This is a genomic window from Microbacterium sp. Gd 4-13 (assembly GCF_003095395.1).
Taxonomy (GTDB): Bacteria; Actinomycetota; Actinomycetes; order Actinomycetales; family Microbacteriaceae; genus Microbacterium.
Window position 1 is genome coordinate 65,857 of record NZ_QEIJ01000003.1, and the last position, 25,015, is coordinate 90,871.

General features: G+C 70.0%; 22 protein-coding genes and 1 riboswitch. Of the genes, 11 read left to right on the plus strand and 11 right to left on the minus strand.

Annotated elements, in window-relative coordinates; translation table 11 throughout:
- Positions 1-9 precede the first annotated feature (9 nt).
- Entirely contained in the window at positions 10-615 is a 606-nt protein-coding gene (locus DEA06_RS07460) for a VTT domain-containing protein (RefSeq protein WP_116647363.1), read from the plus strand.
- On the opposite strand, the gene DEA06_RS07465 is transcribed toward DEA06_RS07460, so the two are convergent.
- Positions 612-1,373: a fructosamine kinase family protein gene (locus tag DEA06_RS07465; protein WP_116647364.1), complete on the minus strand. Its 762-nt coding sequence runs from the start codon at positions 1,371-1,373 to the stop codon at positions 612-614. The two genes, DEA06_RS07460 and DEA06_RS07465, sit on opposite strands and share 4 nt — an antisense overlap.
- 206 nt (positions 1,374-1,579) lie before the next feature.
- Here DEA06_RS07465 and DEA06_RS07470 point away from each other — a divergent pair, with 206 nt between their 5' ends.
- Entirely contained in the window at positions 1,580-2,392 is an 813-nt protein-coding gene (locus DEA06_RS07470) for a DNA/RNA non-specific endonuclease (protein WP_116647365.1), read from the plus strand.
- 14 nt (positions 2,393-2,406) lie between these two features.
- Here the strand turns inward: DEA06_RS07470 and DEA06_RS07475 are convergent, their stop codons facing one another.
- On the minus strand, positions 2,407-3,072 hold the full coding sequence (locus DEA06_RS07475; RefSeq protein WP_116647366.1) for a CE1759 family FMN reductase: 666 nt from the start codon (positions 3,070-3,072) through the stop codon (positions 2,407-2,409).
- 1 nt (position 3,073) lies between these two features.
- Positions 3,074-4,279, minus strand: coding sequence for an LLM class flavin-dependent oxidoreductase (locus DEA06_RS07480; protein WP_116647634.1), 1,206 nt, complete (start codon positions 4,277-4,279; stop codon positions 3,074-3,076).
- A gap of 186 nt (positions 4,280-4,465) precedes the next feature.
- Between DEA06_RS07480 and DEA06_RS07485 the strand changes: the two genes are divergently transcribed.
- Positions 4,466-5,488 carry a 2-oxoglutarate and iron-dependent oxygenase domain-containing protein gene (locus DEA06_RS07485; RefSeq protein WP_116647367.1) on the plus strand — a complete coding sequence of 341 codons (1,023 nt, stop codon included), beginning with the start codon at positions 4,466-4,468 and terminating at the stop codon, positions 5,486-5,488.
- A 249-nt stretch (positions 5,489-5,737) separates the two neighbouring features.
- Here DEA06_RS07485 and rpsO read toward each other — a convergent pair whose 3' ends face one another.
- Positions 5,738-6,007, minus strand: coding sequence for a 30S ribosomal protein S15 (rpsO, locus tag DEA06_RS07490; RefSeq protein ID WP_056121136.1), 270 nt, complete (start codon positions 6,005-6,007; stop codon positions 5,738-5,740).
- Positions 6,008-6,199: 192 nt separating this feature from the next.
- Here rpsO and DEA06_RS07495 point away from each other — a divergent pair, with 192 nt between their 5' ends.
- A complete protein-coding gene (locus tag DEA06_RS07495; protein ID WP_116647368.1) occupies positions 6,200-7,507 on the plus strand; it encodes an MFS transporter in 1,308 nt (435 codons plus the stop codon).
- Between the two features lie 83 nt (positions 7,508-7,590).
- Positions 7,591-8,511: a DMT family transporter gene (locus tag DEA06_RS07500; protein ID WP_240606860.1), complete on the plus strand. Its 921-nt coding sequence runs from the start codon at positions 7,591-7,593 to the stop codon at positions 8,509-8,511.
- Between the two features lie 57 nt (positions 8,512-8,568).
- Here DEA06_RS07500 and DEA06_RS07505 read toward each other — a convergent pair whose 3' ends face one another.
- Together DEA06_RS07505 and DEA06_RS07510 are read right to left on the minus strand one after the other, a co-directional pair.
- Positions 8,569-9,129 (minus strand): YceI family protein, encoded by a 561-nt coding sequence (locus DEA06_RS07505; RefSeq protein ID WP_116647369.1) that lies wholly within the window; start codon positions 9,127-9,129, stop codon positions 8,569-8,571.
- Positions 9,130-9,270: 141 nt separating this feature from the next.
- Positions 9,271-9,636, minus strand: coding sequence for an FKBP-type peptidyl-prolyl cis-trans isomerase (locus DEA06_RS07510; RefSeq protein WP_116647370.1), 366 nt, complete (start codon positions 9,634-9,636; stop codon positions 9,271-9,273).
- 204 nt (positions 9,637-9,840) lie between these two features.
- A riboswitch (TPP riboswitch) is annotated at positions 9,841-9,939 on the plus strand.
- Here DEA06_RS07510 and thiM point away from each other — a divergent pair.
- The 3 genes from thiM to DEA06_RS07525 all read left to right on the plus strand — a co-directional run bounded on the left by thiM (position 9,937) and on the right by DEA06_RS07525 (position 12,856).
- Complete coding sequence (gene thiM / locus DEA06_RS07515) at positions 9,937-10,737, plus strand: hydroxyethylthiazole kinase (protein WP_116647636.1); 801 nt, start codon at positions 9,937-9,939, stop codon at positions 10,735-10,737. It overlaps the preceding riboswitch by 3 nt.
- Positions 10,734-11,378: a thiamine phosphate synthase gene (gene thiE, locus DEA06_RS16815; RefSeq protein ID WP_116647371.1), complete on the plus strand. Its 645-nt coding sequence runs from the start codon at positions 10,734-10,736 to the stop codon at positions 11,376-11,378. The genes thiM and thiE overlap by 4 nt, the downstream gene beginning before the upstream one ends.
- Entirely contained in the window at positions 11,375-12,856 is a 1,482-nt protein-coding gene (locus DEA06_RS07525) for a bifunctional hydroxymethylpyrimidine kinase/phosphomethylpyrimidine kinase (protein WP_116647372.1), read from the plus strand. Before thiE ends, DEA06_RS07525 begins: the two co-directional genes overlap by 4 nt.
- A gap of 16 nt (positions 12,857-12,872) precedes the next feature.
- Here DEA06_RS07525 and DEA06_RS07530 read toward each other — a convergent pair whose 3' ends face one another.
- Positions 12,873-14,030, minus strand: a complete 1,158-nt coding sequence (locus tag DEA06_RS07530; protein ID WP_116647373.1) for a PrsW family intramembrane metalloprotease — start codon at positions 14,028-14,030, stop codon at positions 12,873-12,875.
- 49 nt (positions 14,031-14,079) lie between these two features.
- Between DEA06_RS07530 and DEA06_RS07535 the strand changes: the two genes are divergently transcribed.
- Positions 14,080-14,946, plus strand: a complete 867-nt coding sequence (locus DEA06_RS07535) for a fumarylacetoacetate hydrolase family protein (RefSeq protein WP_116647374.1) — start codon at positions 14,080-14,082, stop codon at positions 14,944-14,946.
- Positions 14,947-14,966: 20 nt separating this feature from the next.
- Here the strand turns inward: DEA06_RS07535 and DEA06_RS07540 are convergent, their stop codons facing one another.
- Entirely contained in the window at positions 14,967-16,457 is a 1,491-nt protein-coding gene (locus DEA06_RS07540; protein WP_116647375.1) for an aspartate ammonia-lyase, read from the minus strand.
- A 118-nt stretch (positions 16,458-16,575) separates the two neighbouring features.
- A complete protein-coding gene (locus tag DEA06_RS07545; protein ID WP_116647376.1) occupies positions 16,576-17,487 on the minus strand; it encodes a phosphodiesterase in 912 nt (303 codons plus the stop codon).
- An 80-nt stretch (positions 17,488-17,567) separates the two neighbouring features.
- Between DEA06_RS07545 and DEA06_RS07550 the strand changes: the two genes are divergently transcribed.
- Together DEA06_RS07550 and DEA06_RS07555 are read left to right on the plus strand one after the other, a co-directional pair.
- On the plus strand, positions 17,568-19,142 hold the full coding sequence (locus DEA06_RS07550; RefSeq protein ID WP_116647377.1) for a molybdopterin-dependent oxidoreductase: 1,575 nt from the start codon (positions 17,568-17,570) through the stop codon (positions 19,140-19,142).
- A 41-nt stretch (positions 19,143-19,183) separates the two neighbouring features.
- Positions 19,184-21,304: a S9 family peptidase gene (locus DEA06_RS07555; protein ID WP_116647378.1), complete on the plus strand. Its 2,121-nt coding sequence runs from the start codon at positions 19,184-19,186 to the stop codon at positions 21,302-21,304.
- Between the two features lie 126 nt (positions 21,305-21,430).
- Here DEA06_RS07555 and DEA06_RS07560 read toward each other — a convergent pair whose 3' ends face one another.
- Together DEA06_RS07560 and DEA06_RS07565 are read right to left on the minus strand one after the other, a co-directional pair.
- Complete coding sequence (locus DEA06_RS07560; protein ID WP_116647379.1) at positions 21,431-22,459, minus strand: 6-phosphofructokinase; 1,029 nt, start codon at positions 22,457-22,459, stop codon at positions 21,431-21,433.
- A gap of 137 nt (positions 22,460-22,596) precedes the next feature.
- Positions 22,597-24,756, minus strand: coding sequence for a DEAD/DEAH box helicase (locus tag DEA06_RS07565; protein ID WP_116647380.1), 2,160 nt, complete (start codon positions 24,754-24,756; stop codon positions 22,597-22,599).
- Between the last annotated feature and the right edge of the window lie 259 nt (positions 24,757-25,015).

Below are 25,015 nucleotides of genomic sequence, written 5' to 3' on the forward strand. Positions count from 1 at the left end.
TGGTAGGCAATGCGGGTGATCGACGAGGTGCTGGCCCAGGTGGCCTCGAGCCCCTGGGCGCTTCCGCTGATGTTCGTGCTCGTGCTGGGCGATGCGTTCCTCGTGGTCATCCCGGGCGAAGCCGCGGTGACCGCTTTCGGGGCGCTCGCTGTCTCCAGCGGCGCCCCTCCCCTCGTCGCGGTCATCGTCGTCGCGACCGCGGGCGCTCTCCTCGGTGACGTCGGCTGCTACCTCGTGGGGCGGCGGATCGGACTCGATCGATGGCGGTGGATGCGGCGACCCCGCGTGCAGGCAGCATTCACCTGGGCGCGTACGCGCCTGGATCGACGCACCGCGCTCGTGCTCTTCACCGCCCGGTTCATCCCGTTCGCGCGCCTCGCGGTCAATCTGACCGCCGGCGCGTCGCGCGTGCCGGTGCCCCGCTACGTCGCGGTCGCCGGGCTCGCCGCGCTGGGATGGGCCGCCTACCAGGCGCTCATCGGCGCGGTCGTCGCCTCGATCGTCCCCGGCGGACCGGTCGTCGCGGTCGTGGTCTCGGTCGTCGTCGCGATCGGCATCGGTGTCGTCGTCGACGCCTTCCTGGCCCGTCGCGGGCGGCGCACCGGTCGGCTCTAGACGAGTGCGAGCGTGCGCCTGGCGGCGCGGACGAGAGCGGACCCGTAAGCCGGCCCGTGCCCGGCGGCGTGCACCGCGAGCGGATGCAGCTGGTGCAGCGGTATGCGTTCGTGCCACCCGGGGCGGAGCGCATGCTCGGCGTCGTACGCGGCGAGGACGCGATCGAGGAAGGGACACCCGAAGAGGTCGAGCATCGCCAGGTCGGTCTCGCGATGACCGCCGTGCGCGGCCGGGTCGATGAGCACCACGCCCCCCGATGCCCACAGGACGTTTCCCGACCACAGGTCGCCGTGCAGACGAGCCGGCCGGTCGCCGTCGTCGAACGCGCCCGCGGCGATGAGGTCGCAGACGCGGTGGACGACCTCGACGTCGGCCGTCGAGAGACTGCCCGCGGCGACCGCCGGACCGAGGAAAGGACGCACGCGCTGCTCGGCGTAGAACGCGCCCCACGCGGAGGTCGGGTGACAGGGCTGGCGTCGGCTGCCGATGAAGACCGGGCCGTCCCACCCGTCGGGCGGCGCCCCGAAAGCCGGCGCCCCCGCGTCGTGCATCACGGAGAGAGCGCGACCGAAGGCGCTCGCGGTCGCCGCATCCGGTCGGGTCTCGGTGACGCGCTCGAGCGAGATGCGATCGGGGGCGACGTGGTGCACGCCCACCACCCGCGGGCCGCCGTCCACCTCGCGCAGCCAGGCGAGCCCGGCGGCTTCGGCCTGGAAGAATGCGTCCGGGGCTCCGGAACGCTCTTTGACGAAGAGCACGGCTCAGTGGGGGGCGTCGTGCTCGTCGTGGGGCTCGCCGGGATCGTCGGGTTCGGCCGCGGTCGTGGTGTCGGGCTCGGGTCCGGGTGTGATGGGAGGTTTGCCATCCTTATCCATGCCCCCAGTCCACACGAGCGTGCGATCGATCGCGAACCGTTGACAGGCCGGTTCTGCGCCGTGTCGGTGGCTACCCGCAGGATGAGGACATGGATGCTGCGTCCCCGACCGATGGCTACGACCCGCTGTTCCTGGGCATCACCGTGCCGCTGCCGATCTCGTCGGTTCCCTCGCTCGTGATCGACTACCCGCGGTTCAGCGTCGTTCTCGACCCGTCACGGCGCTTGGCGCGGGCGACGGCGGTGAACATCGACGGCACACGGCTGCGCGAGGTCCCTCGCACGGGCGACTGGCGGCTCGACCCCCGCGCACCCGCAGACGCGCAGACCGGGCCGGAGGTCTACGCGCGCAACGACCTCGATCGCGGGCATCTCGTGAGGCGCCGCGACCCCGGCTGGGGCGACGTCGACGAGGCACGACGGGCGACCGAGGCAACCTTTTTCTACACGAACGCGGCACCCCAGGCGGCGGGCTTCAATCAGTCGAAGGAGCTCTGGCTGGGTCTCGAAGACCACGTGCTCGACCACGCCGAGGCGCAGGACGTGCGGCTCTCCGTCTTCACCGCCCCGGTGCTGGGCGACGACGACCCGCCCTATCGCGGCATCCGGGTGCCCCTGCGGTTCTGGAAGATCGCAGCCTGGGCGACCGGCGACGCCCAGCGCCCGCTCGCGGCCGCCGGGTTCGTGCTCGATCAGACCGATCTCGTCGACACGCGGCGAGAAGCACGAGCGGTGGCCCCGCTCGGGGGGTTCCGCACCTTCCAGGTGCCGATCTCCGACATCGCCCCGGTGAGCGGACTCGACCTGGGCCCTCTCGTCGAGGCCGACGTGCTCCCGCGCGAGGGAGCACGTCCGACGCCGTGGCACGAGATCTCCACGACGTCGGACGTCTCACTGGGCTGAGCCCGGCGGCGGAGTCACTCCCCCGCGAGGCCACCGAGCAGGTGACCGAACGATCGGCCTTCGCCGAGATAGGTCGCGGGGTCGTACGGATCCTCATCGCGCACCGGCATGCGAGCCGCGATCGCGTCGGCGATCTCGCGCGCCCCGCGATCGATGCGGGCGCCGAGAGGGGCGACGCCGTCGGCGTTCGCTCCCCAGTCGCTCGATGCGGCGAAGACGCCGGTGGGCACCGGGTTCGCGTGCAGGTAGGTGAACAACGGCCGGATCGAGTAGTCGATCGCGAGCGAGTGGCGGGCGGTACCCGCGTTCGCACCGAGCAGCACGGGGACACCCGCGAGGGCATCGGGGTCGAGGATGTCGACGAACGACTTGAACAGTCCCGAGTAGCTCGTGGAGAAGATCGGCGTGACCGCGATGATCGCGTCGGCCGACACGACGGCGTTGACCATCGCCTCGAGGGCAGGTGGAGCGAACCCGGTGAGCAGGTTGTTCGTGATGTCGTGCGCGTAGTCACGCAACTCGAACACGTCGACCTCCGCGGCGATCCCCGTCGGCTCGCTCGCGGTGCTCTTGGCACGCAGAGCGGCGACGGTCGCATCGGCGAGGCGGTCACCCAGCATCCGGGTCGTCGAGGGATTCGACAGTCCCGCGGTCACGACCGCGATACGGCGCGCGCTCACGTCAGGCTCCCGTCCGCGTCGCCGCAGCGCCGAAGGCACTGCCCGCGGCGACCGGGGCGTCGCGGTAGGGCGAACCGTCGGTCAGGTTGTCGCCGCGGTTGGCCTTCGGCACCGCCTGGCGGGGCGCGCCGTCGGCGTAGGCCTTCGCGACGAGGTTCGCATGGGTCGGCGCGTCGGGCACCTCGGCCGGGCGGTTCTTCTGCAGCTCCTTGCGCAGCACGGGTACGACCTCCCCGCCCAGGATGTCGAGCTGCTCGAGCACGGTCTTCACCGGAAGGCCGGCGTGATCGATGAGGAACAGCTGACGCTGGTAGTCGCCGAACGTTTCGCGCATGGCGGCGTACCGGTCGATGACCTGCTGCGGCGAACCCACGGTGAGCGGGGTCATCTCCGAGAAGTCCTCGAGGCTCGGGCCGTGACCGTAGACGGGCGCGTTGTCGAAGTAGGGGCGGAACTGCCTCACGGCGTCCTGCGAGTTCGCGCTCATGAAGACCTGGCCGCCGAGTCCGACGATCGCCTGCTCGGCCGTGCCGTGACCGTAGTGGGCGAACCGCTCGCGGTAGAGCGTGATGAGGCGCTGGTAGTGCTCCTTCGGCCAGAAGATGTTGTTCGCGAAGAAGCCGTTGCCGTAGAACGCGGCCTGCTCGGCGATCTCGGGGGTGCGGATCGAGCCGTGCCACACGAACGGGGGCACGCCGTCGAGGGGGCGCGGCGTCGAGGTGAAGCCCGACAGGGGGGTGCGGAACTGCCCCTCCCAATCGACCACGTCCTCGCGCCAGAGGCGGTGGAGCAGGTTGTAGTTCTCGATCGTCAGCGGCAGGCCCTGGCGGATGTCCTTGCCGAACCACGGGTACACCGGGCCGGTGTTGCCGCGCCCGAGCATGAGGTCGGCGCGACCGCCCGAGACGTGCTGCAGCATCGCGAAGTCTTCGGCGATCTTCACCGGGTCGTTCGTGGTGATGAGCGTGGTCGACGTGGTGAGGATCAGTCGCTCGGTCTGGGCGGCGATGTACGCCAGCGTCGTCGTGGGCGAGGACGACCAGAAGGGCGGGTTGTGGTGCTCGCCGAGGGCGAAGACGTCGAGACCGACCTCTTCGGCGTGCTTGGCGATGGTGAGGGTGTTCTGGATGCGCTCGGCCTCGCTCGGCGTCTGCCGAGTGGTCGGGTCCTCCGTGATGTCGCTGACCGTCATGATGCCGAACTGCATCCCGGGCCAGGTGGTGGTGTCGTTCACGATCGCTCTCCGTATCTCACGCTGTGTTCGAAGTGTATTCGCGTGAATGTACTGTGTGCAACGCTGCGGTCCCGAGACTATTCCCGCGTTCCGTCCGGGGCGCGGGTAATCCTCTGCAACATTGGCCGACGCGCACTCGAGCCCGCCTAGTCTCGGCACATGTCCGATCTGAATCTGCCCGTTCTCGACCTCTCGCTCCTCGATCAGGGGCCGGATGCTGCGGCCCGGTTCCGCAATGAACTGCGCGCCGCCACGCACGATGTCGGCTTCTTCTATCTCGTCGGCACGGGAGTGACACCCGAGCTCGAGGCGCGACTCAACCGCGTCGCCCGCGAGTTCTTCGAGCTGCCCGAGGCCGACAAGCTGGCGATCGAGAACGTCAAGAGCCCCCACTTCCGCGGCTACACCCGCATCGGCGGCGAACGCACCCAGGGAAAGGTCGACTGGCGCGAGCAGATCGACGTCGGACCCGAGCGGGCCGCGATCGAGACCCCCGGTCCCGACTACGAGCGACTGACCGGCCCGAACCTCTGGCCCGACGCCCAGCCCGAGCTGCGCGAGGTCGTCTCCGAGTGGCACGACCGCCTCACCGGCATCGCTCGGAAGCTGCTGCGCGCCTGGGCGCTCGCGCTCGGCGCCGACGAAGAGTACTTCGACCGCCACTTCGGCGACCCTTCGACTCTCATCAAGATCGTGCGCTACCCCGGCAAGGACGACCCGACGCCGCAACAGGGTGTCGGCGCGCACAAGGACTCCGGCGTCCTCACGCTGCTATGGGTCGAGCCCGGCAAGGGCGGACTGCAGGTGCAGCGCGACGGGCAGTGGGTGGACGCCCCGCCCGTGCCCGGGTCGTTCGTCGTGAACATCGGCGAGCTCCTGGAGTACGCCACCCAGGGCTACCTCATCGCGACGAACCACCGGGTGATCTCGCCCCGCTATCCCGACGACCGCATCTCGGTGCCGTTCTTCTTCAACCCCGCGCTCGACGCCCGACTTCCGATCATCGAGCTCCCCGCCGAGCTCGCAGCCGTCGCCCGCGGCGTCACGGAGGATCCGACCAACCCGATCCACGCGACCTACGGCGAGAACGCGCTGAAGTCGCGGCTGCGCGCCCACCCCGACGTCGCCGAGATCCACCACCCCGACCTCGTGGCCGCCCGCGCGGCGTCCGCGACCGCGTAGCCCCGCAGCATCCGCTCGTCCTCTGACCGCGAGACTTCATCCCAGCTACGAGACTCCCACTGCAGTGCGCAGTCTCGTAGCCCGGATGAAGTCTCGCGGTTCTTCAACGCCAGGGAACGACGAAGGCCTCCCCACACCTGGGGAGGCCTTCGAAGAAAGCGATTGAACGCTAGGAGCGCGGTGCCTTGGCGGCGGCTTCGGTCGGCATACGCCGACCTTCGCAAGAGGCTGTGCCTTTTGCGACTCCGCCTAGCGGCGGAGTCCGAGACGCTCGATCAGCGACCGGTAACGGTTGATGTCGATGTCCTGGAGGTAGCCGAGCAGACGACGGCGCTGACCCACCATCAAGAACAGACCACGACGCGAGTGGTGGTCGTGCTTGTGCTCCTTGAGGTGCTCGGTGAGGTCCTTGATGCGCTGCGTCAGCATCGCGACCTGCACCTCGGGGGATCCGGTGTCACCGGGGTGCGTCGCGTACTCTTCGATGATCGCCTTCTTGGCGTCAGACTCGAGTGGCATAGATGGGATCCCCTTTCAGCTTGTTGCGCGGCGCCCGACGCCGAATGCGTGGGCTCTCTTTCTCCGCGGCCGATCCAACGGCAACCGCATGAGTCTACCAGCGAACGGATGCTGCGGCGAACCCGCTCCCGCAGCCCCGGGGTAGCCTCGAAGGATGCGTATGCATCGCCCCTTCCCCCGGACGAAGTGGTGATGGCCACCCGCCTCAGCCGCAGCTCGTTCATGGACCTGCGTCCGCTGCGCGTCCCGGCGTTCGCACGCCTGTGGATCGGGTCGCTGCTGGCCGGGCTCGGCGGCCAGCTGACGGTCGTCGCGGTGATGCTGCACGTGTTCGCCCTCACCGGCGACACCTTCGCCGTGGCGATGATCGCCGTCGCGGGTCTCCTCCCGATGATCGTCGCGGGCCTGTACGGGGGAATGCTCGCCGACGCGTTCGACCGTCGCACCGTGGCACTGATCGCGGCCACCGTCACGTTCGCCTCCACGGCACTGCTCGCCGCGCTCGCGTGGACGGGGGCCGAGACCGTCTGGTGGCTGTACGTGCTCAGCATCGTCAACTCCGCGGCCAATTCGATCGTGCTGGCCACCCGCTCCGCGATCGTCCCGCGGCTCATCCCGCGCGAACTCCTCCCCGCCGCGGCCGCGCTGCAGGGTGTGAGCACCGGCGTGATGGTGATGGCCGGCCCCGCACTCGCGGGCGTGCTCGTCGCCGTGGCCGGATACGCGTGGACGTACAGCATCGACGTCGTCATGATGCTGGGTCTGTTCCTCGGCCTCTGGACCCTCCCCCGCATCCGTCCCGAGGGCGCGGTGGTGCGCGCGGGCATCGAATCGCTGCGGGATGGATGGCGATTCCTCCGGCGCGCATCGAACATCCGCCTGCAGTACATCCTCGACATCGTCGCGATGACCTTCGGCCAGCCGCTCGCGCTGTTCCCGGCCATCGGTGCGGTGCTGCTGGGCGGCGGCGCGATCACCACGGGTGCGCTCACCGCCTCGATCGCCGCGGGAGTGCTGATGTCGAGCCTCTTCTCCGGACCCATCGGGCGGGTGCGGCGCCAGGGGCTGGGCATCGAACGCGCGATCTACGTCTACGGCGGCGCCATGGCGCTCTTCGGCCTCGTGCTGCTCGCCGCCGCTCTGGGGTGGCCGGCGACCGCGATCGTCGACGAGTCCTCGCCGAATCTGGCCGCGATCGCGCTGGCGACCGTGGCACTCGCGATCGCCGGTGGGGCCGACAACGTCAGCGCGATCTATCGCTCGACGATGATGCAGTCCGCCGTCCCCGACGCGATCCGCGGACGCCTCCAGGGCATCTTCATCGTCGTCGTGGCCGGCGGCCCGCGCCTCGGCGCGCTCTACGCCGGCACTCTCGCGACCTTCACCGCGCTGTGGTTCCCGCCGTTGATCGGCGGCATGATCGTCATCGCGCTGGTCGGCCTGCTGGTGCGACTCAACCCGCGCTTCCGCTCCTACGACGCCGACCACCCCGAACCGTAGGGCGAGCGACAGCGATCGGCGGAAAACGGACGACGCAGTCCGACCGGGCTCGCCACGCCCGGGCCGCGGTCTAGAGTCGGCGGGTGCCCTCGCCCTCAGCCGCTCCCTCGCAGACCTCCGTCGCCGTGCAGTTCGCCCTGACCGGCATCGTCTGGGGATCGAGCTTCCTGTTCATGAAGGTCGCCCTGACGGGCCTGGCCCCGGGGCAGGTCGCGTGGGGCCGCCTCGTGCTCGGAGCCCTCACCCTCGGTGCGTTCATGCTCCTGCGGCGCGAGAGCCTCCCCCGCCGCCCGATCATCTGGTTGCACCTCGCCGTGGTCGGTGTCGTCTTCTGCGTGCTGCCCTTCCTGCTCTTCTCCTGGGCGCAGCAGCACGTCACATCGGGGCTCGCGAGCATCTACAACGCCACCACGCCGATCATGACGGCGGTGATGGCCTGGGCGGTCTTCCGCGTCGAGAGCCTCAAACCCGTGCAGATCACCGGCATCGTGCTCGGGATCCTCGGGGTGCTCGTCATCGTCGGTCCGTGGCAGGGGCTCGATCTCGACCAGAGCCTCGTCGCCCAGTTCGCGATCCTCGGGGCGACCGCCTGCTACGGCGTCGGCCTCGCGTACATGCGTCGCTTCCTCGCGAACAGCGGGCTCTCACCCCTCAGCTTCGCCTTCACCTACATCGCGCTCGCCGCGACGGTCATGCTGGTACTCACTCCCGTCATCGCCGTGGGTCCGGTCGAGTGGAGCCCGTGGGTCATCGCCAGCATGCTCATGCTCGGTTGCCTCGGCACGGGAGTCGCCTACATCTGGAACCAGAACGCCCTGCGCGCCTGGGGACCCACGCGCGCCTCCACGGTGACGTACATCACCCCCGTCGTCGGGGTGGTGCTCGGAATGGTCGTGCTCGGCGAACCGCTCGCGTGGAACGAGCCGGTGGGGGCGCTCATCGTCTTCCTCGGCATCCTCCTCGCCCAGGACCGCCTGCGTCGGCGACGGCCTGCGCTCGCCTGACCGGGCACGCGAAAGGGGCGGATGCTGACAGCATCCGCCCCTTCGCCGTGCAGAGTCTTACGCCTGGAGCGCACCCTGGAGGTCGAGCTCGATCGTGACGTCCTTGCCGACGAGGACCCCACCGGTCTCGAGGGCGGTGTTCCACGTCAGACCGAAGTCCTCGCGGTTGATGACCGTCTTGGCGGTGGCGCCGGCCTTGTAGTTGCCCCACGGGTCGGTGCCGAAGCCGCCGAACTCGAACGAGAACGTGACGGGCTTGGTGGTGCCCTTGATGGTGAGGTCGCCGTCGACGAGCATGTCGCCGTCCTCGACGCGCACGCCGGTGGAGCGGAACTCCATCGTCGGGAAGTTCTCGGCGTCGAAGAAGTCGGCCGAGCGGAGGTGGCCGTCGCGGCCCTCATCCTTCGTGTCGATCGATGCGACGTCGACGGTGGCCTCGACCGTCGACTCGAGGGGGTTCTCGGTGGTGACGAACGTGCCGCTCTTCACACCGAAGGCGCCGCGCACCTTCGAGATCATCATGTGGCGGACGCTGAAGGTGACCTCGCTGTGCGCGGGGTCGAGAGCCCAGGTGCCCGCCTTGTAGCCGGGGACGTCGAGCGTGGTGGTGTCGGTCATGGTTCTCCTCGAGTGGTGGGGGTGCCGGTTCGATCGGCTCCTGTCGACTGAACCGTGGCAGTGTCGAATGTATTCCACCGAATATAGAAATGACGAAACCCGGGCCGCCGAAGCGCGCCCGGGTCTCGTGATGAACCGGTGTCAGCCGACCTTGAGCAGGTCGATGATGAAGATCAGGGTCTTGCCGCCGAGGAAGTGTCCGCCGGCGGGGCCATAGGCGAGGTGCGGCGGGATGACGAGTTCACGGCGCCCGCCGACCTTCATGCCCGGGATGCCGTCCTGCCATCCCTGGATGAGGCCGCGGAGCGGGAACTGGATGCTCTCCCCACGTCCCCACGACGAATCGAATTCTTCACCGGTGTCGTACTCGACGCCGAGGTAGTGCACCGTCACGGTGTCGCCGGGCTTCGCCTCGTCGCCGTCGCCCACGGTGATGTCGCGGATGACGAGGTCGGTGGGCGCCGGGCCCTGGGGGGCGTCGATCTCGGGCTTTGTCGCATCAGTCATGCGTCCATCCAAGCACGATCGGAGTCCGTCCGACTGCCCTTGACACCACTCAGCGCCCGGTGCCGCGGCGATGCCTGCGTGACTCCCGAGCGCTGAGTTGGTCTGCAATCAGGATGCTCCGAGCCTCCGGCCCTGTCAAGACCCGGCCGCGCGCACGCCCCGCATCGACGATCCCTCGCACCGCGTCGCATGTGCAACGATGGGTCCACTGGCACGGGGTGCCCCTCACGACGAGGGGCTGAGATCACACCCGGAGAACCTGCTCTAGTTCGTACTAGCGAAGGGATGTCGAGCGTGACGATCACGCCTGCACTTCTGCAATCCGTCCGAGACGCTGTCGGAGAGGTGCGCTCCGCCGCGCCCCTCGTCCAGTGCGTCACCAACAGCGTGGTGGTCAATTTCACCGCCAACGCCCTGCTCGCCATCGGCGCGTCACCCGCGATGGTCGACATCCCCGAGGAGTCGGGGGTGTTCGCCTCCGTGGCCGACGCCGTGCTCATCAACCTCGGGACGCCGAATGCCGAGCAACGGGCGGCCTCCGTCGAGGCCGTCGGTGCCGCCCGCGCCGGCGGCACGCCCTGGGTTCTCGATCCCGTGGCCGTGGGCGCACTGCCCGTGCGCACCGCTCTGGCCCACCGCCTGCTCGAAGAGCGACCGTCGATCGTGCGCGGCAACCCGTCCGAGATCCTCGCGCTGGCGGGCGCGGGTGCCGGCGGCCGCGGCGTCGACAGCGCCGACGGCGTGGACGATGCGCTCGAGGGCGCGCTCTCGCTCGCGCGATCCACCGGGGCGGTCGTCGCCGTCTCCGGGGCGGTCGATCTTCTCACCGACGGCGAGCGGGTCGTCCGCATCGCCAACGGTGATCCGCTGCTCACCCGGATCACCGGCGGCGGATGCGCTCTCGGCGCGGTGCTCGCCGCCTTCGCCGGTGCGCACGCCGACCGCTTCGAAGCCTCCGTCGCCGCCGTCGCCGCCTACACGGTCGCCGCCGAGCTCGCGGCGCCCGGAGCCGACGGGCCGGGGTCTTTCGCCGTGAGGTTCATCGACGCCCTCGCCTCGCTCGACGGCGCGACCGTCGCCGAGCGGGTGGTTCTCTCATGAGTGTCGACCTGGCGCTGTACCTCGTCACCGACGCCGTCATCGCGACCCGCGCCGGGCACCGGTTGCCCGATCTCGTGGCCGCCGCGGTCGCCGGCGGGGTGACGGCCGTCCAGGTGCGCGAGAAGCACGCCCCCGCGCGCGCGTTCCTCGACACCGTCCTCGCGGTGGCCGCCGCCACTCCCCCTCACGTGCCGGTCATCGTGAACGACCGGGTCGACGTCTACCTCGCCGCGCGCGCGGCCGGCGCTGCCGTGTCGGGCGTCCACCTCGGGCAGTCGGATCTCCCGGCGTCGATCGCACGCACGCTCATCGGCCCCGAGGGCATCATCGGCGTGAGCGTGTCGACGGACGCCGAGATGCGCGAAGCCTCAGCCCACGCCGACTACCTCGGAATCGGACCGTTCCGCGCGACGAGCACCAAGCCGGATGCAGCGCACCCCCTCGGCGCGGGTGCGACCGGCCGCCTAGCCGATGTGAGCACCCTGCCGGTGGTCGCCATCGGCGGCATCACCGCGACGGACGCCGCGGTGCTGCGGGCGGCGGGTGTCAGCGGCATCGCCGTCGTGTCGGCGATCTGCGGCGCAGCCGACCCCTCCGCCGCCGCCGTAGCCCTGCGGTCGGCCTGGGAGGCCGGCCGATGAGCGCCGGCGTCCCCCGGGTGCTCAGCATCGCCGGCACTGACCCGACGGGCGGGGCAGGGGTGCAGGCCGACCTGAAGAGCATCGCCGCCAACGGCGGATACGGGATGGCCGCGGTCACCGCACTCGTCGCGCAGAACACGCGCGGCGTGCGGTCGGTGCACCGCCCGCCGACGTCGTTCCTCGCCGAGCAGCTGCACGCGGTCAGCGACGACGTAGCGATCGATGCCGTGAAGATCGGCATGCTCGCCGACGTGGGGGTGATCGCGACGGTGCGCCAGTGGCTTTCCGCGGTGCGCCCACCCGTCGTGGTCCTCGACCCCGTGATGGTGTCCACCAGCGGGCACCGGCTGCTCGACCCGGGGGCCGAAGATGCGTTGCGCCTGCTCCTCCCCGTGGCCGACCTCGTCACACCCAACGTGCCGGAGCTCGCCATCCTGCTCGCCTGTGAGCCGGCATCGGACGGCGACGCCGTCGTCGCCCAGGCCCGGGAACTCGCCCGGCGTCACGGTGTGCGGGTCTTGGCGAAGGGCGGGCATCTCGAGGGTTCCGACCTCCGCGACGCGCTCGTGGAGCCCGACGGCCGCGTCAGCGACTTCCGCTCGCCGCGCATCGAGACAGGGAACACCCACGGGACGGGGTGCTCCCTGTCGTCCGCGATCGCGACCCGCCGCGCGGCGGGCTCGACCTGGTCTGATGCGACGGATCTCGCCCTGCGCTGGCTGTCGGAGAGCATCCGGCACGGGTCAGAGCTCGCCGTCGGGGGCGGGCACGGGCCCGTGAGCCACTTCGCCGGGCTCTGGGCGCGCGGCGGCCTCGACACCGCGCCGACGCCGGGCGAGATCGCCGACGAGTGGTGGCAGGACACGGCCGACGTGCGGGAGGCGATCGACGGGCTCGACTTCATCCGGTCTCTCGGCGACGGAACGCTCGATCGGGAAGCGTTCGCCTGGTACCTCGCGCAGGACGCCGTGTACCTCCGCGAGTACTCGCGCGTGCTGGCACAGGCGTCCCGTCTCGCGCCCACCGCCGAGGAGCAGACGTTCTGGATCACCGGCGCTCACGCCGCCGTGGCCACCGAGCTGACCCTCCACGAGCAGTGGCTCGATCTCGGCGACGGATCGCGCGTACAGGCGAGCCCCACCACGACCGCCTACCTCGACCATCTGGGGGCGGCCGCCGACAGCGGCGACTACGAGCGGCTCATCGCGGCGGTCCTCCCCTGCTACTGGCTCTACCACGACGTCGGAAGCCGGCTGCATCCGCTCAGCGGCGACGCACACCCGTATCGCGACTGGCTCGACACCTACGCCGCGCCGGAGTTCGCCGACGCGACGCTGACGGCGATCGAGATCGTCACCGCCGCGGCCGCTCGCGCGGCGCCGCGTCGTCGCGCGGTGATGGCGGAGGCGTTCCGGGCGTCGGCGACGCACGAACTGTCGTTCTGGCGCGCCCCCCTCGACGCCGTGGCGGTCCGGTGAGGGCGGGGCCCTTTCCTCAGGGGGCGAACAGTTCCGTCCTCGCCCGCGTCGCACGCTCGAGCAGCTGACGCTCGACGGTGGCCGCGTGAGGGTCACGGCCCGACAGCGCCCGCTGTCGGGCCGCGGCGAGCGCGGTCGCATCGGCGATGAAGCGCCGCATGACGCGCGTGCGGTCGCCGTTCAGCGTCTTCGCCCAGCGGAGCGCCGCGCGGCGGCCGGGCCCGGTCGCCAGCATCCCCACCTCCTGCTCGGTGAACCATCCCGCCGCGGCGTATTCACCGAGCCGCACCCGGGTCAGGCGCGACTCCTCGCGGCGCAGCAGCAGCACCCCGAGGATGAAGAGAACGAAGAGGGGCACCTGCACGGTCACGTAGAGCGCGAAGAAGTCAGCGAACACCGCCGAGCCGTTCCAGAGCGCGTGCAGGAGGATCGCTGCGACCAGCCCGGCGAGCCCATAGCCGAACGCGGCACCGGCGGGCAGTGACCGCCGGGCGGCCAATCCGAACGCGAATCCGATCAGCGCGGTGAACATGACGTGCGCGAAGGGCGAGAGGATCGCGCGGAGGAAGAACGTCGTCGACGCCTGGGAGAGGCCCCCCTCGATGAGACTGATGGCGAAGTACTGGATGTTCTCGGTGAAGGCGAACCCTGCGCCGACGAGCGCCCCGTAGACGATGCCGTCGACGGGTCCGTCGAACGACCGCCGGGCGGCGACGTAGATGAGGAAGACCCCGAGACCCTTCGCGACCTCCTCGACCACGGGGGCTTGCACGACGGAGGAGAACTCGGCCGGCAGCGGACCGACAACGAACGTCAGCGCGAGGTCGACGCCCAGCGCGATGGCGACCGCGGCGATGGCTCCCCAGGCGACGGCGAACACGACGATTCCGCGCGGTTCCGGCTCCCACCGATCGATGAGGCGCACGACCGCCGCTACCACCGCGAGCGGCACGAGCGCGAGGATCATCCCCACGGTCGACGCGCCCGGCCCGAGGAAGTTCACGAAGTACGCGACGAGGGCCACCAGCACGAGCGCGAGCACGCCGCCGATCCACACGAGCGCACCCCCGGTGCGTCGGGAGCCGACGGGTACGGTCGCGGGCACGGACCCCGCGGGCGAGATGGGGGCGCCGGCCCCCGGATGCGGCTGCGACAGCGGCGAGGGGTAGGCCATGCGATCAGCCTAGAGCGGGGTGCCCCACGCCGCCGGGTAGCGTGGACGCATGCGGTTTGCCCACGTTCAGTCAGCGTCGTCCGAACTCTCCCCCCGCCTGGTGGTCGTCAGCGACGAGGCGATGACCTTCGTCGACGAGTTGTTCGACGACGCGCCCGGCACCCTCGAGGCCCTCATCGCCGGCGGCGACGAGCTGCTGGAGCGGGTGCGAGGCGCGGCCGACGCCGCATCCTGGATCTCGATCGACGGGGCGGCGTTCGCATCGGCCGTCCTGACACCGCCGGTGATCCTGGCGATCGGATTGAACTACTCCGCGCACTCGGGCGAGCTCGGGCTCAAGACAGACTCGACGCCCACCGTCTTCGTGCTGTGGCCCAACTCGCTCGCCGGGCACGAGGCGACCACGTCGTGGCCGCGAACCCTCAGCGAATCGGTGGACTACGAGGCGGAACTGGGCGTGATCATCGGACGAGCGGCGAAGGACGTCGCCACGGAGGACGCCCTCGACCACGTCTGGGGCTACACGGTGGTCAACGACATCACCGCCCGCGACATCCAGTTCTCCGAGGCGCAGTGGTCGCGCTGCAAGTCGTTCGACGGGTTCACACCGACCGGCCCGTTCGTCGTGACCGCCGATGAGATCCCCGATCCGCAGAACCTCCACATCTGGACCGTCGTCGACGGACACACGGTGCAGGACGCCTCCACCGGCCAGATGGTGCGCTCGGTCGCGACGCTCATCTCGCACTTGTCGCAGTCGGTCACCCTGCTGCCGGGGACGCTCATCTCCACCGGCAGCCCGGGCGGGGCGGGCTACTCCCGCGACCCGCAGATCTTCCTCCGCGACCGTTCGACCGTCACGGTCGGCGTCGACGGGGTGGGCGCACTCACGACGCACTGCCGGATCATCGGCTGACCCGCCGTCTCGCCAGCCGCTCAGCCCTCGGGAGGCGAGACGACGTCGGTCGAGGAGCGGATGACGGGGATCGCCTCGGTGATCGCCTCGAGCCCCGACAGGCGCATCGGCGAGATCTGCTTCGTGACCTCGGCTCGTGACATCAGGCCCGCCTCGACGACGAGGTCGGCGACGTTGCGTCCCGTCAGCAACGCGGTCTTGGCGAGGGCCGCGGCCGCCGCGTAGCCGATGAAGGGCGTGAGAGCGGTGACGACGCCCACCGACGAGCCGACCATCGCGCCGAGTCGTTCCCGGTTCGCGGTGATGCCGTCGATGCAGTTCACCCGCAGCGTCCACATAGCCCGCTGCATCCAGGTCATCGACTGGAAGATGGAGTGCGCGATCACCGGCTCGAAGGCGTTGAGCTGCAGCTGACCGCCCTCGACCGCCATCGTGACGGTGAGGTCGGCGCCTGCCACCGCGAAGGCGACCTGGTTGACGACCTCGGGGATGACGGGGTTGACCTTGCCCGGCATGATGCTCGAGCCCGCCTGACGGGGCGGCAGATTGATCTCGCCGAACCCGGCCTGCGGGCCGCTGGAGAGGAGACGGAGGTCGTTGCAGATCTTCGACAGCTTGATCGCGTTGCGCTTCAGCGAAGACGAGAACGACATGAACGAGCCCGTATCGCTCGTCGACTCCACGAGGTCGGTCGCGGTGTCGAGGTCGAGCGCGGTGATGGAGCGCAGATGGTGCAGCACGGCCTTCGCGTAGGTCGAGTGTGCCGTGATCCCCGTGCCGATCGCGGTCGCTCCCATGTTGACCTCCGCGAGGAGGTAGGCGTTCTCGGTCAACCGGTTGTAGTCCTCCCCGAGCGTCGTGGCGAAACCGTGGAACTCCTGTCCGAGCGTCATCGGCACGGCGTCCTGCAGCTGGGTGCGCCCGACTTTGAGCACGTCGTGGAACTCGACCGACTTCGCGAGGAACGACTGCCGCAGGAGCGAGAGCTCTGCCAGCAGGCTCTGGAGGTTCAGCGCGAGCCCGACCTTGACGGCCGTCGGGTACACGTCGTTCGTCGACTGACTGCGGTTGGTGTGGTCGATCGGCGAGAGGAAACCGTAATCGCCCTTCGCACGCCCGGCCTCTTCGAGGGCGATGTTGGTCAGCACCTCGTTGGCGTTCATGTTCGTCGACGTGCCGGCGCCGCCCTGGATGACGCCCACGACGAACTGATCATGGAACTCGCCGTCGATGACCCGCTGGGCGGCGCGATCGATCAGCTGCCCCCGCTCGGCGTCGAGCACGCCGATCTCGATGTTGGCGCGGGCCGACGCCTGCTTGACCATCGCCAGAGCCCGGACGAGATCGGGGTAGACCGAGATCGGACGCTGGGAGATCGGGAAATTCTCCAGCGCGCGGGCGGTGTGGATGCCCCAATACGCCTCGGCGGGGATCTCCAGCGATCCCAACGAATCGGTCTCCGTGCGGGTGCGCTCGGTGGTGTCCTGGAGCTTCGTCGCGTCCTGTGGCATGTAGATCCTTTTGGGTTACGGCCGGTCGAGGTGCGTCGAGCCTACCCGCGCGGGCTGAGCGCCCCCGGTGGACACCGGGGTGACCGACGGTCACCGCACGGGCCGCGGCGTACAGCCGTCAGGAGCGCTTGCGCGAGAACGCGTCGAGTCGTTCCTCGGGGGTGAGACCGGCCATGCGCTCGGTCCACTCCGCCGTGAAGTACTCCCCCGTCTGCGCATCGTCGACGACGGGTACCACCGCGTGGGTGATCGTGTCGTCGTAGACGTGCACGAGGTGAAAGGACTGCCCGGCGTCCATCCCGTTCACCTCGACCGCCGGGCGGGCGAGATCCATCGTGTAGCAGGTCGCCGCCGCCACGCTCACCGGCACCCCGGCGAAGGTGCCGCTGGTCGAGTAGTGCAGGTGGCCGGCGAGGATGCCGCGCACGTCGGTTCCGGCGACCACCTCGGCGAGCGCGTGCTGGTCGCGGAGCTCGAGGATGTCGAAGAAGGGGATGTGCGACGGGAGCGGCGGATGGTGCAGAACCAGGAGCGTGCCCAGCGGGGACGGATCGGCGAGGACGCCGGCGAGCCAGTCCCGTTGGGCGGCATCGATCTCGCCGTGATGCCATCCGGGCACGGTCGAATCGAGGGCGACCAGCCGGAGGCCGTCGAGGTCCCACACCCCCGTGATCGGCTCCTGCGTCGCCTCCGTGTCGAGGAGGTGCTGGCGCATGGCAGGACGTTCGTCGTGGTTGCCGGCCACCCACACCACCGGCGCCCCCAGTCGTTCGGCGACCGGCTCGACCTCTGCCCGGAGAGCCGCATAGGCCTCGGGTTCGCCCAGGTCGGTGAGATCGCCGGTGAAGACGAGGGCATCGGGACGGATACCGAGGTCTTCGACCGCGCGCATCGTGCGCGCGAGGTTCGCCGCGACGTCGTACCGACCGCCCAGCCGGCGGTCGCCGGCGAGGAGATGCGTATCGCTCAGATGCACGATCACGCGCCGCGCGGGCGGGTACTGACCGAACTGCGGCGATGCTCCGACCATGCCCCCAGCCTAGAGCGCACATCCGAATCGTCGGCGGCCGCGAATAGGTAGCGACCACGACGAGACGGGGAGGCCCAGCCATGGCCGCACGACGCAAGACCTTCACCGCCTGGTCGGCGGTGGCCGGCATCGTCTCGGCTGCCGCGTTCCTCGCGGCCGCCGAACTCATCGCCCTCTTGGTCGCGCCCCAGGCGAGTCCGCTGCTGGCGGTGGGGTCGTTCGTGATCGACATCGTGCCCCAGCCGCTCAAGGAGTTCGCGATCTCGACGTTCGGGGCGAACGACAAGATCGCTCTGCTCGTCGGCCTCGGCCTCGCGGTCGTCATCGCGTCGGCGATCGCCGGAATCCTCGAGTACGTGCGACCACCGCTGGGCGCCGTGCTGCTCGTCGTCGCCGGAGTGCTCTCCGGCGCGGCGATCCTCACCCGCGCGGGTGCGGGCGTCCTCTCCGCGCTTCCTCCGCTGGTCGGCACGATCGTGGGGGTCGTGCTCATCCTGATGCTGGGGCGACGTCTGCGGGCCTGGCGCGACCGTGCGGCGGCCGCTCCCACGGAGTCGGACCCTGAGGAGGGCGCTGAGACCGCGGGGGCGAGCCGGCGCGGATTCCTCGGGATGACCGCCATCGCCGCCGCCGCCTCCGTCGTGGTGGGTGTGGGCTCGCGGGTCATCTCGGCGACGACCTCGTCGATCGCGGCCGTCCGCGACGCCATCCAGCTTCCCGCGGTGCGCTCCACGGTCACCGTGCCGGCCGGCGCGGAAGCCGACGTGGAGGGCCTCTCCCCCCTGTTCACGCCCAACGCCGAGTTCTACCGCGTCGACACGGCTCTGACCGTTCCCTCGATCGACCCATCGACCTGGCGCCTCGTGATCGACGGCATGGTCGACCAGCGCATCGAGCTCTCCTTCGACGACCTCGTCGGGATGGGTCTCGACGAGTACGGCATCACCCTGACGTGCGTCTCGAACGAGGTCGGTGGCGGCCTCGTCGGCAACGCGATCTGGCAGGGCGTTCCCATTCGCGACATCCTCGCGATGGCGGGGCCCCAGGCCGGCGCCGACATGGTGCTCTCGCGCAGCGTCGACGGCTACACCGCGAGCACTCCTCTCGACACGCTGACCGACGACAACCGAGACGCCATCTTCGCGGTCGCCATGAACGGCGAACCGCTTCCGCTCGAGCACGGTTTCCCGGTGCGGATGGTCGTCCCCGGTCTCTACGGCTACGTCTCGGCGACGAAGTGGGTCACCGAGCTGAAGGTCACCACGTTCGCCGCCGACGAGGCCTACTGGACCCCGCGCGGGTACGCCGCTGAAGCCCCCATCAAGATGTCGTCGCGCATCGATACCCCGCGTTCGGGAACGCCTGTCAACGCCGGCACCGTGCCGATCGCGGGCATGGCGTGGGCGCAGACCACCGGCATCCAGAGTGTCGAGGTCTCGATCGACGACGGCGACTGGCAGCAGGCGAACCTCTCCACGCCGGTCAACGCCGACACCTGGGTGCAGTGGTGGATGGAGTGGCAGGCCGAGGCAGGCACGCACTACGTCACCGTGCGTGCCACCGACAAGAACGGTCAGGTGCAGATCGAGGACCGCGCGCCCATCGCCCCCGACGGCTCGTCGGGGTGGCAGCGCACCCTCGTCACCGTCCGCTGACGACCGGCCGGGGGGCGGTGCTCCTCGGCTAGCGTGGGATCGTGAACGACGCTCAGGCCCTTCCCGATCCCCCCGTCGCCGAGCGCCGCTCGACGATCCGCTCCCACCACGGCGACACCTTCGACGACCCGTACGAGTGGTTCCGTGCGAAGGAGGATGCGGCGGTCCTCTCGCACCTCGACGCCGAGAACGCCTACACCGACGCCCGAACGGCTCACCTCGAGGGGCTTCGCGAGCAGGTGTTCCAGGAGATCAAGGGCCGCACCCTCGAGACCGACCTGTCCGTCCCCAGCCGCCGCGGCGCGTGGTGGTACTACGGCCGCACCGTCGAAGGCAGCCAGTACGGCATCCAGTGCCGCGCTCCCCTGGCCTCGCCCGACGACTGGACGCCGCCCGAACTCACCCCGGGAGAGCCCGTCCCCGGCGAGCAGGTGCTCCTCGACGGCAACATCGAGGCCGAGGGCACCGACTTCTTCTCTCTCGGCAGCTTCGAGGTCTCCACCGACGGAGGGCGCATGCTCTACGGCGTCGACGTCGTCGGCGACGAGCGCTACACCCTTCGCGTGCGAGACCTCACCACCGGCGAGAACCTCGCCGATGAGATCCCCGACACCTTCGCGGGTGCCTCGTTCTCGCCGGACGGTCGCTACGTGGTCTACACGACCGTCGACGACGCCTGGCGTCCCGACACCGTATGGCTCCACGAGATCGGCACGCCGGTCGACACCGACGTGAAGCTGTTCACGGAGCCCGACGAGCGGTACTGGGTCGGCGCGGGCTTCACCCGCAGCGACCGCTATCTCGTCATCGATGTCGGATCGTCGATCACCTCCGAGGAGTGGATCCTCGACGCCGACGACCTGCGCGGCGAACCGCGCGTGGTCTGGCCGCGCCGCGAGGGGGTGGAGTACTCCGCCTCCGACGCCGTCGTGGACGGCGAGGACGTGCTCTACGTGCTCCACAACGACGACGCTCTCGACTTCGAGGTGGTGCGGGTCACCGCATCCGACCCCCAAGGCGAACGGTCCGTCGTCATCGCCCACCGGCCGGGTCAGCGACTGCTCGGCGTCGACACGTTCCGCGACTGGGGGGTCGTCGGTTACCGCCGCGACGGCCTGCCCCGACTCGGCATGCTCGACTACGCCGATGGTGCGGTGCGCGAGATCGAATTCGACGAGCCGCTCTACAGCGTCGGTACGGGCGGCAATCCCGAGTGGGCGCCGCCCCTCCTGCGTGTCGGTTACGGCTCGTTCGTCACCCCCGGCACCGTCTTCGACTACGAGATCGCCACCGGTGAGCTGCTGCTGCGCAAGCGCCAGCCCGTGCTCGGCGGCTACGACGGCGCCGACTACGGCCAAGCCCGCGTGTGGGCCACCGCTCAGGACGGCACCCGGGTGCCGATCTCGCTGGTGTGGAAGCGCTCGTTCGGCGAGGTGGGCTCGGCCCCGCGTCCGCTCCACCTCTACGGATACGGGTCGTACGAGCACTCGATCGAGCCCGGCTTCTCGGTCGCGAGGCTGTCGGAGCTCGACCGCGGCGTGGTCTTCGCGGTCGCGCACGTGCGCGGCGGCGGCGAGATGGGCAGGCAGTGGTACGAAGACGGGAAGACGCTCGCGAAGCGCAACACGTTCACCGACTTCGTCGACGCCGCGCGCCACCTCGTCGAGGCGGGCTACACGACCCCCGACCGGATGGTCGCGGAGGGCGGCAGCGCCGGCGGTCTGCTGATGGGCGCCATCGCGAACCTCGCCCCCGAGCTGTTCGCCGGCGTGCTCGCGAGCGTGCCCTTCGTCGACGCGCTCACCACGATCCTCGACCCCTCGCTCCCTCTGACCGTCATCGAGTGGGACGAGTGGGGCGACCCGCTGCACGACGCCGACGTCTACGCGTACATGAAGTCGTACTCGCCGTACGAGAATGTGCGCGAAGGCGTCGTCTACCCCCGCATCCTCGCCGTCACGTCGCTCAACGACACGCGCGTGCTCTACGTCGAACCGGCCAAGTGGGTCGCCCGTCTGCGCGAGGTGGGTGCCGACGCGATGCTCAAGTGCGAGATGGTCGCCGGTCACGGCGGAGTCAGCGGTCGGTACAACTCCTGGCGTGAGCGGGCGTTCGAGCTCGCTTGGCTGCTCGACGTGCTCGGCGTCGCCGACGCGTCCTGACCGCGCGCGACCGGCGCGCAGCATCCGCTCGCCGGTCGCGCAGGTAGGAGAAGGGCCCGGCGTAGGACGATCTCGGTCGGATCGTCCTACGCCGGGCCCTTGTCCTACGTCGGGCACAAGAAGGGATCAGCCGAAGAGCGCGGCGGCCTCTTCGTAGCGGTACAGCGGCACGGTGTTGAGCTCGCCGAGCGCGTCGGCGAACGGCACGCGAACGATGTCGGTGCCGCGCATGGCCACCATGTGACCCCAGTTCTGCTCGAAGAGCGCGTCAGCGGCGTGGAGCCCGAGACGCGTCGCGAGCACGCGGTCGAAGCCCGAGGGCGACCCGCCGCGCTGGATGTGGCCGAGCACCGTCGAGCGGGTCTCGATGCCCGTGATGCGCTCGATCTCGGGGGCGAGCACCTCGCTGATGCCGCCGAGACGGGGACGGTTGAACGCGTCGAGGCCCTTGTCGCTGAACGCCTCGCTCATGCCCTTGAGCGTGAAGCCCTCGGACACGACGATGAGCGGCGCACGACCGCGGTCGTGGGCGCGTGTGACCTGGTCGACGATCTCGTCGAGCGAGAGCGGCACCTCGGGGATGCAGATGACGTGGGCCCCCGCGGCGATGCCGGCGTGCAGGGCGATCCAGCCGACGTGGCGGCCCATCACCTCGGCGACCATGCACCGCTGGTGGGAGTCACCGGTCGTGCGCAGGCGGTCCATCGCGTCGGTGGCGATGTTGACCGCGGTGTCGAAACCGAACGAGTAGTCGGTCGCGCGCAGGTCGTTGTCGATGGTCTTCGGCACGCCGATGACGTTGATGCCGTCGTTCGAGAGGCGGTCGGCGGCCGCGAGCGTGCCCTCGCCGCCGATCGCGACGATGCCGTCGATGCGGTGACCGTAGAGGGTCTTGGCGATGTTCTCGGCGCCGCCGCGGGTGCCCTCGTAGGGGTTGGTGCGGCTGGTGCCGAGGATGGTGCCGCCGACCTTGGACAGCCCCTTCACCTCGTGGCGGGTGAGGGGGAAGAAGTCGGCGTCGACGACGCCTCGCCAGCCGTCTCGGATGCCCACGAACTCGATGTCGTAGTTCGTCGTGCCCTTGAGCACGATTCCGCGGATGACGGCGTTGAGACCGGGGCAGTCGCCGCCGCTCGTCAGAATGCCGATCTTCATAGCTGTGGTCCTCGCTGTGTCGGGTGGGAGAGCCGGCGACGTTGCCACACCGACCATAGCGTCGGAGGCGATGCGTCAGCCACTTGGCGGGCGCGTGTGCGGGTGCGGCGGCCGGTCTCCCGCCGCCGCACCCGGGATCACTCGCCGCCGAGAGTGCGTCGCAGCACGTGCATGAGCGCGCTCAGCTGCACCGAGTCGCTCGATGCCGGGTCGACCGCTTCGCCGTCGAGGGCGCGAGCGGCCAGACCCTGCTTGGAGTCGATGAGCTCGGCGATCTTGGTGTCGATCGTGTGCGCAGCGATGATCCGCCAGGCGGTCACGGGCTCTTCCTGACCGATGCGGTGCACGCGGTCGATGGCCTGCGTCTGCTCGGCGGCGGTCCAGCTCAGTTCGGCCAGCACGACGTTCGACGCGGCCTGCATGTTGAGCCCGACACCGGCTGCGGTGAGCGAGCACACCGCGATCCCGACGTCCGGGTCGTTGTTGAACGCGTCGATCGCGAGCTGCCGTGCGGGGGTCGTCTGGTCTCCGCGGATGGAGACGGTGCGAAGACCCGACGCGGCGAAGTGGGACTCCGCAGCATCCATCACGTCGATGTGCTTGGCGAAGAAGACCACCTTGCCGACGGAGCGCTGCAGCTGCACCGCGTAATCGGCGGCGAGGTGCGCCTTGGCCTGGCCGATCTTTCGCACCATCGTGAACACGTTCTCGGAGCCCGTGCCCGCGGCCTTCGACTCTTCGAGCTCGTTGTGCGCAACCAGCCGCACGATGTCGTCGTCGATCTCGCCGGGAGCGAGGCCGCGGTCGCCGCGAGCCTCGAGGATGCGGCGATACCGCGCGGCGAGTCGTTCGCCCAGCTCGCGCTCGGCCTGGCGAACGGAACGACCGAATTCGTCGTCGAGCTCGACGGGGAGGTCGGCGATGAGCTTGTCGGGCAGGTCGGCCGCGACGTCCTTCTTCTTGCGGCGGACGATGCCCATCGAGATGACGGCCTCGCGCGCCTCCGGGTAGAACGCCTTGTCGGCCGGGGTGAGGCCGGTCGACTCGAGCTTGTCCATGAGCTCGGCACCGGGCTTCTCGCCCAGCGTCCAGCCGAGGAAGCGCCAGATCGCGTCGAAGTCTTCGACGTCGTTGATCAGCGGCGTGCCCGTGAGAGCGAGCATCAGAGGATCGCGAACCTGTTCGCGGATGCGTCCGGCGAGCGCCAGCACGTTCTGCGATCGCTGCGACGTGAGGTTCTTGATGAAGTGCGCCTCGTCGACGACCATGCCCTTGAGCCCGATCGAGCCCAGCCATGACAGGTGGCGATCGAGGATCTCGTAGTTGACGATGAAGACGTCGGCGAAGGCGTCGACATCGCGTCCATCGCCGCTGACGACCGTGGCCCGTCGCTGCGGAGTCCACCGGCCGACCTCGCGCAGCCAGTTCATCTTCACGACGTTCGGCACGACCACGAGCAACGGATAGGCGCCCGCCACCGACGCGGCGAGCACCGACTGAGCGGTCTTTCCGAGGCCCGGCTCGTCTGCGAGGAGGAAGCTGCGGTGCCCCTCGCGCACAGACTCGAGGAAACGGGACTGATGCGCCATGACCTCCAGGCCCTTGGGCGACAGCCGGTCGAACTCGGGCACCTCGGGAAGAGTCATGGATGCGGCGGATCCGCCCGCGCCGGTCTCGAAGGCCTTGAACAGCGGGCCCATGAGCTCCCAGCCGTCGAGCCGACGGCGCGGCGCGCTCTGGGACACGGCCGCGGTCAGGTCGGGCGCGAGGAAGGGGTTGGCCATCTGGCGCGACTCGATCGCGGGCGGCACGACCTGGCGCTCGGCCAGCGCGGCCGGCACGACCGGCTGCGAGACAGGCGCGACGTCGGTGATGATGAGCTCGTCCGGCGGCAGCTCGGCGCCCGACTCGATGAGCCAGTCGCGGCGCATGCGCCGCGCCACCGGCGACGTGGCCTGGTCGACCTCGAGCAGCTGGATGAGCGACGTGTCGCGCGCAGCGGTCTTGGCGAGGATGGTCGCCACCCCATCGAGACGCTTGAGCAGCTCGGCGCGGGCTCCGGCGTCGAGGTCGGCCTCGGCCTTCACCCGCGCACGCTCTTCACGCACCAGGAAGGCGATCACCTGGAACTTCACGCGATTGGTCGGTCCGAGCTTGCCTCGCTGCGCCTTGGCCTCGACCTCGCGCACCTTGCGGGCGAGGATCGGGATGAGGGGTGCTTCGTCGTCGCGGCGTGCCGCGGAAGTCTTTCTGCGCCGCGATGAATTGTTCTGCGCGGCGGGTGCCGTGGTCGGCATGCTCCTCCTGAGCGTGTCAGCCGGATGACCCGGCGATGACCGGTCGAGCCGGTGTTGTCTACGATCCCGCGGGGGCGGTCAGCCGTCACGCACGCGGGGAGGAACCGTCGAACGGACGCGGATCGGCATCCTGGCCGATTCGTTCCGGCGAGTGCGGCACATTCCCGCGAGTGGTCCCCGACGCCCAGTCTAGCGTCTGGTGCCGATACATCACTCCCCCGCGGCGAGGATGCCCGTCGCGGGGCCCCGGAGACACCGC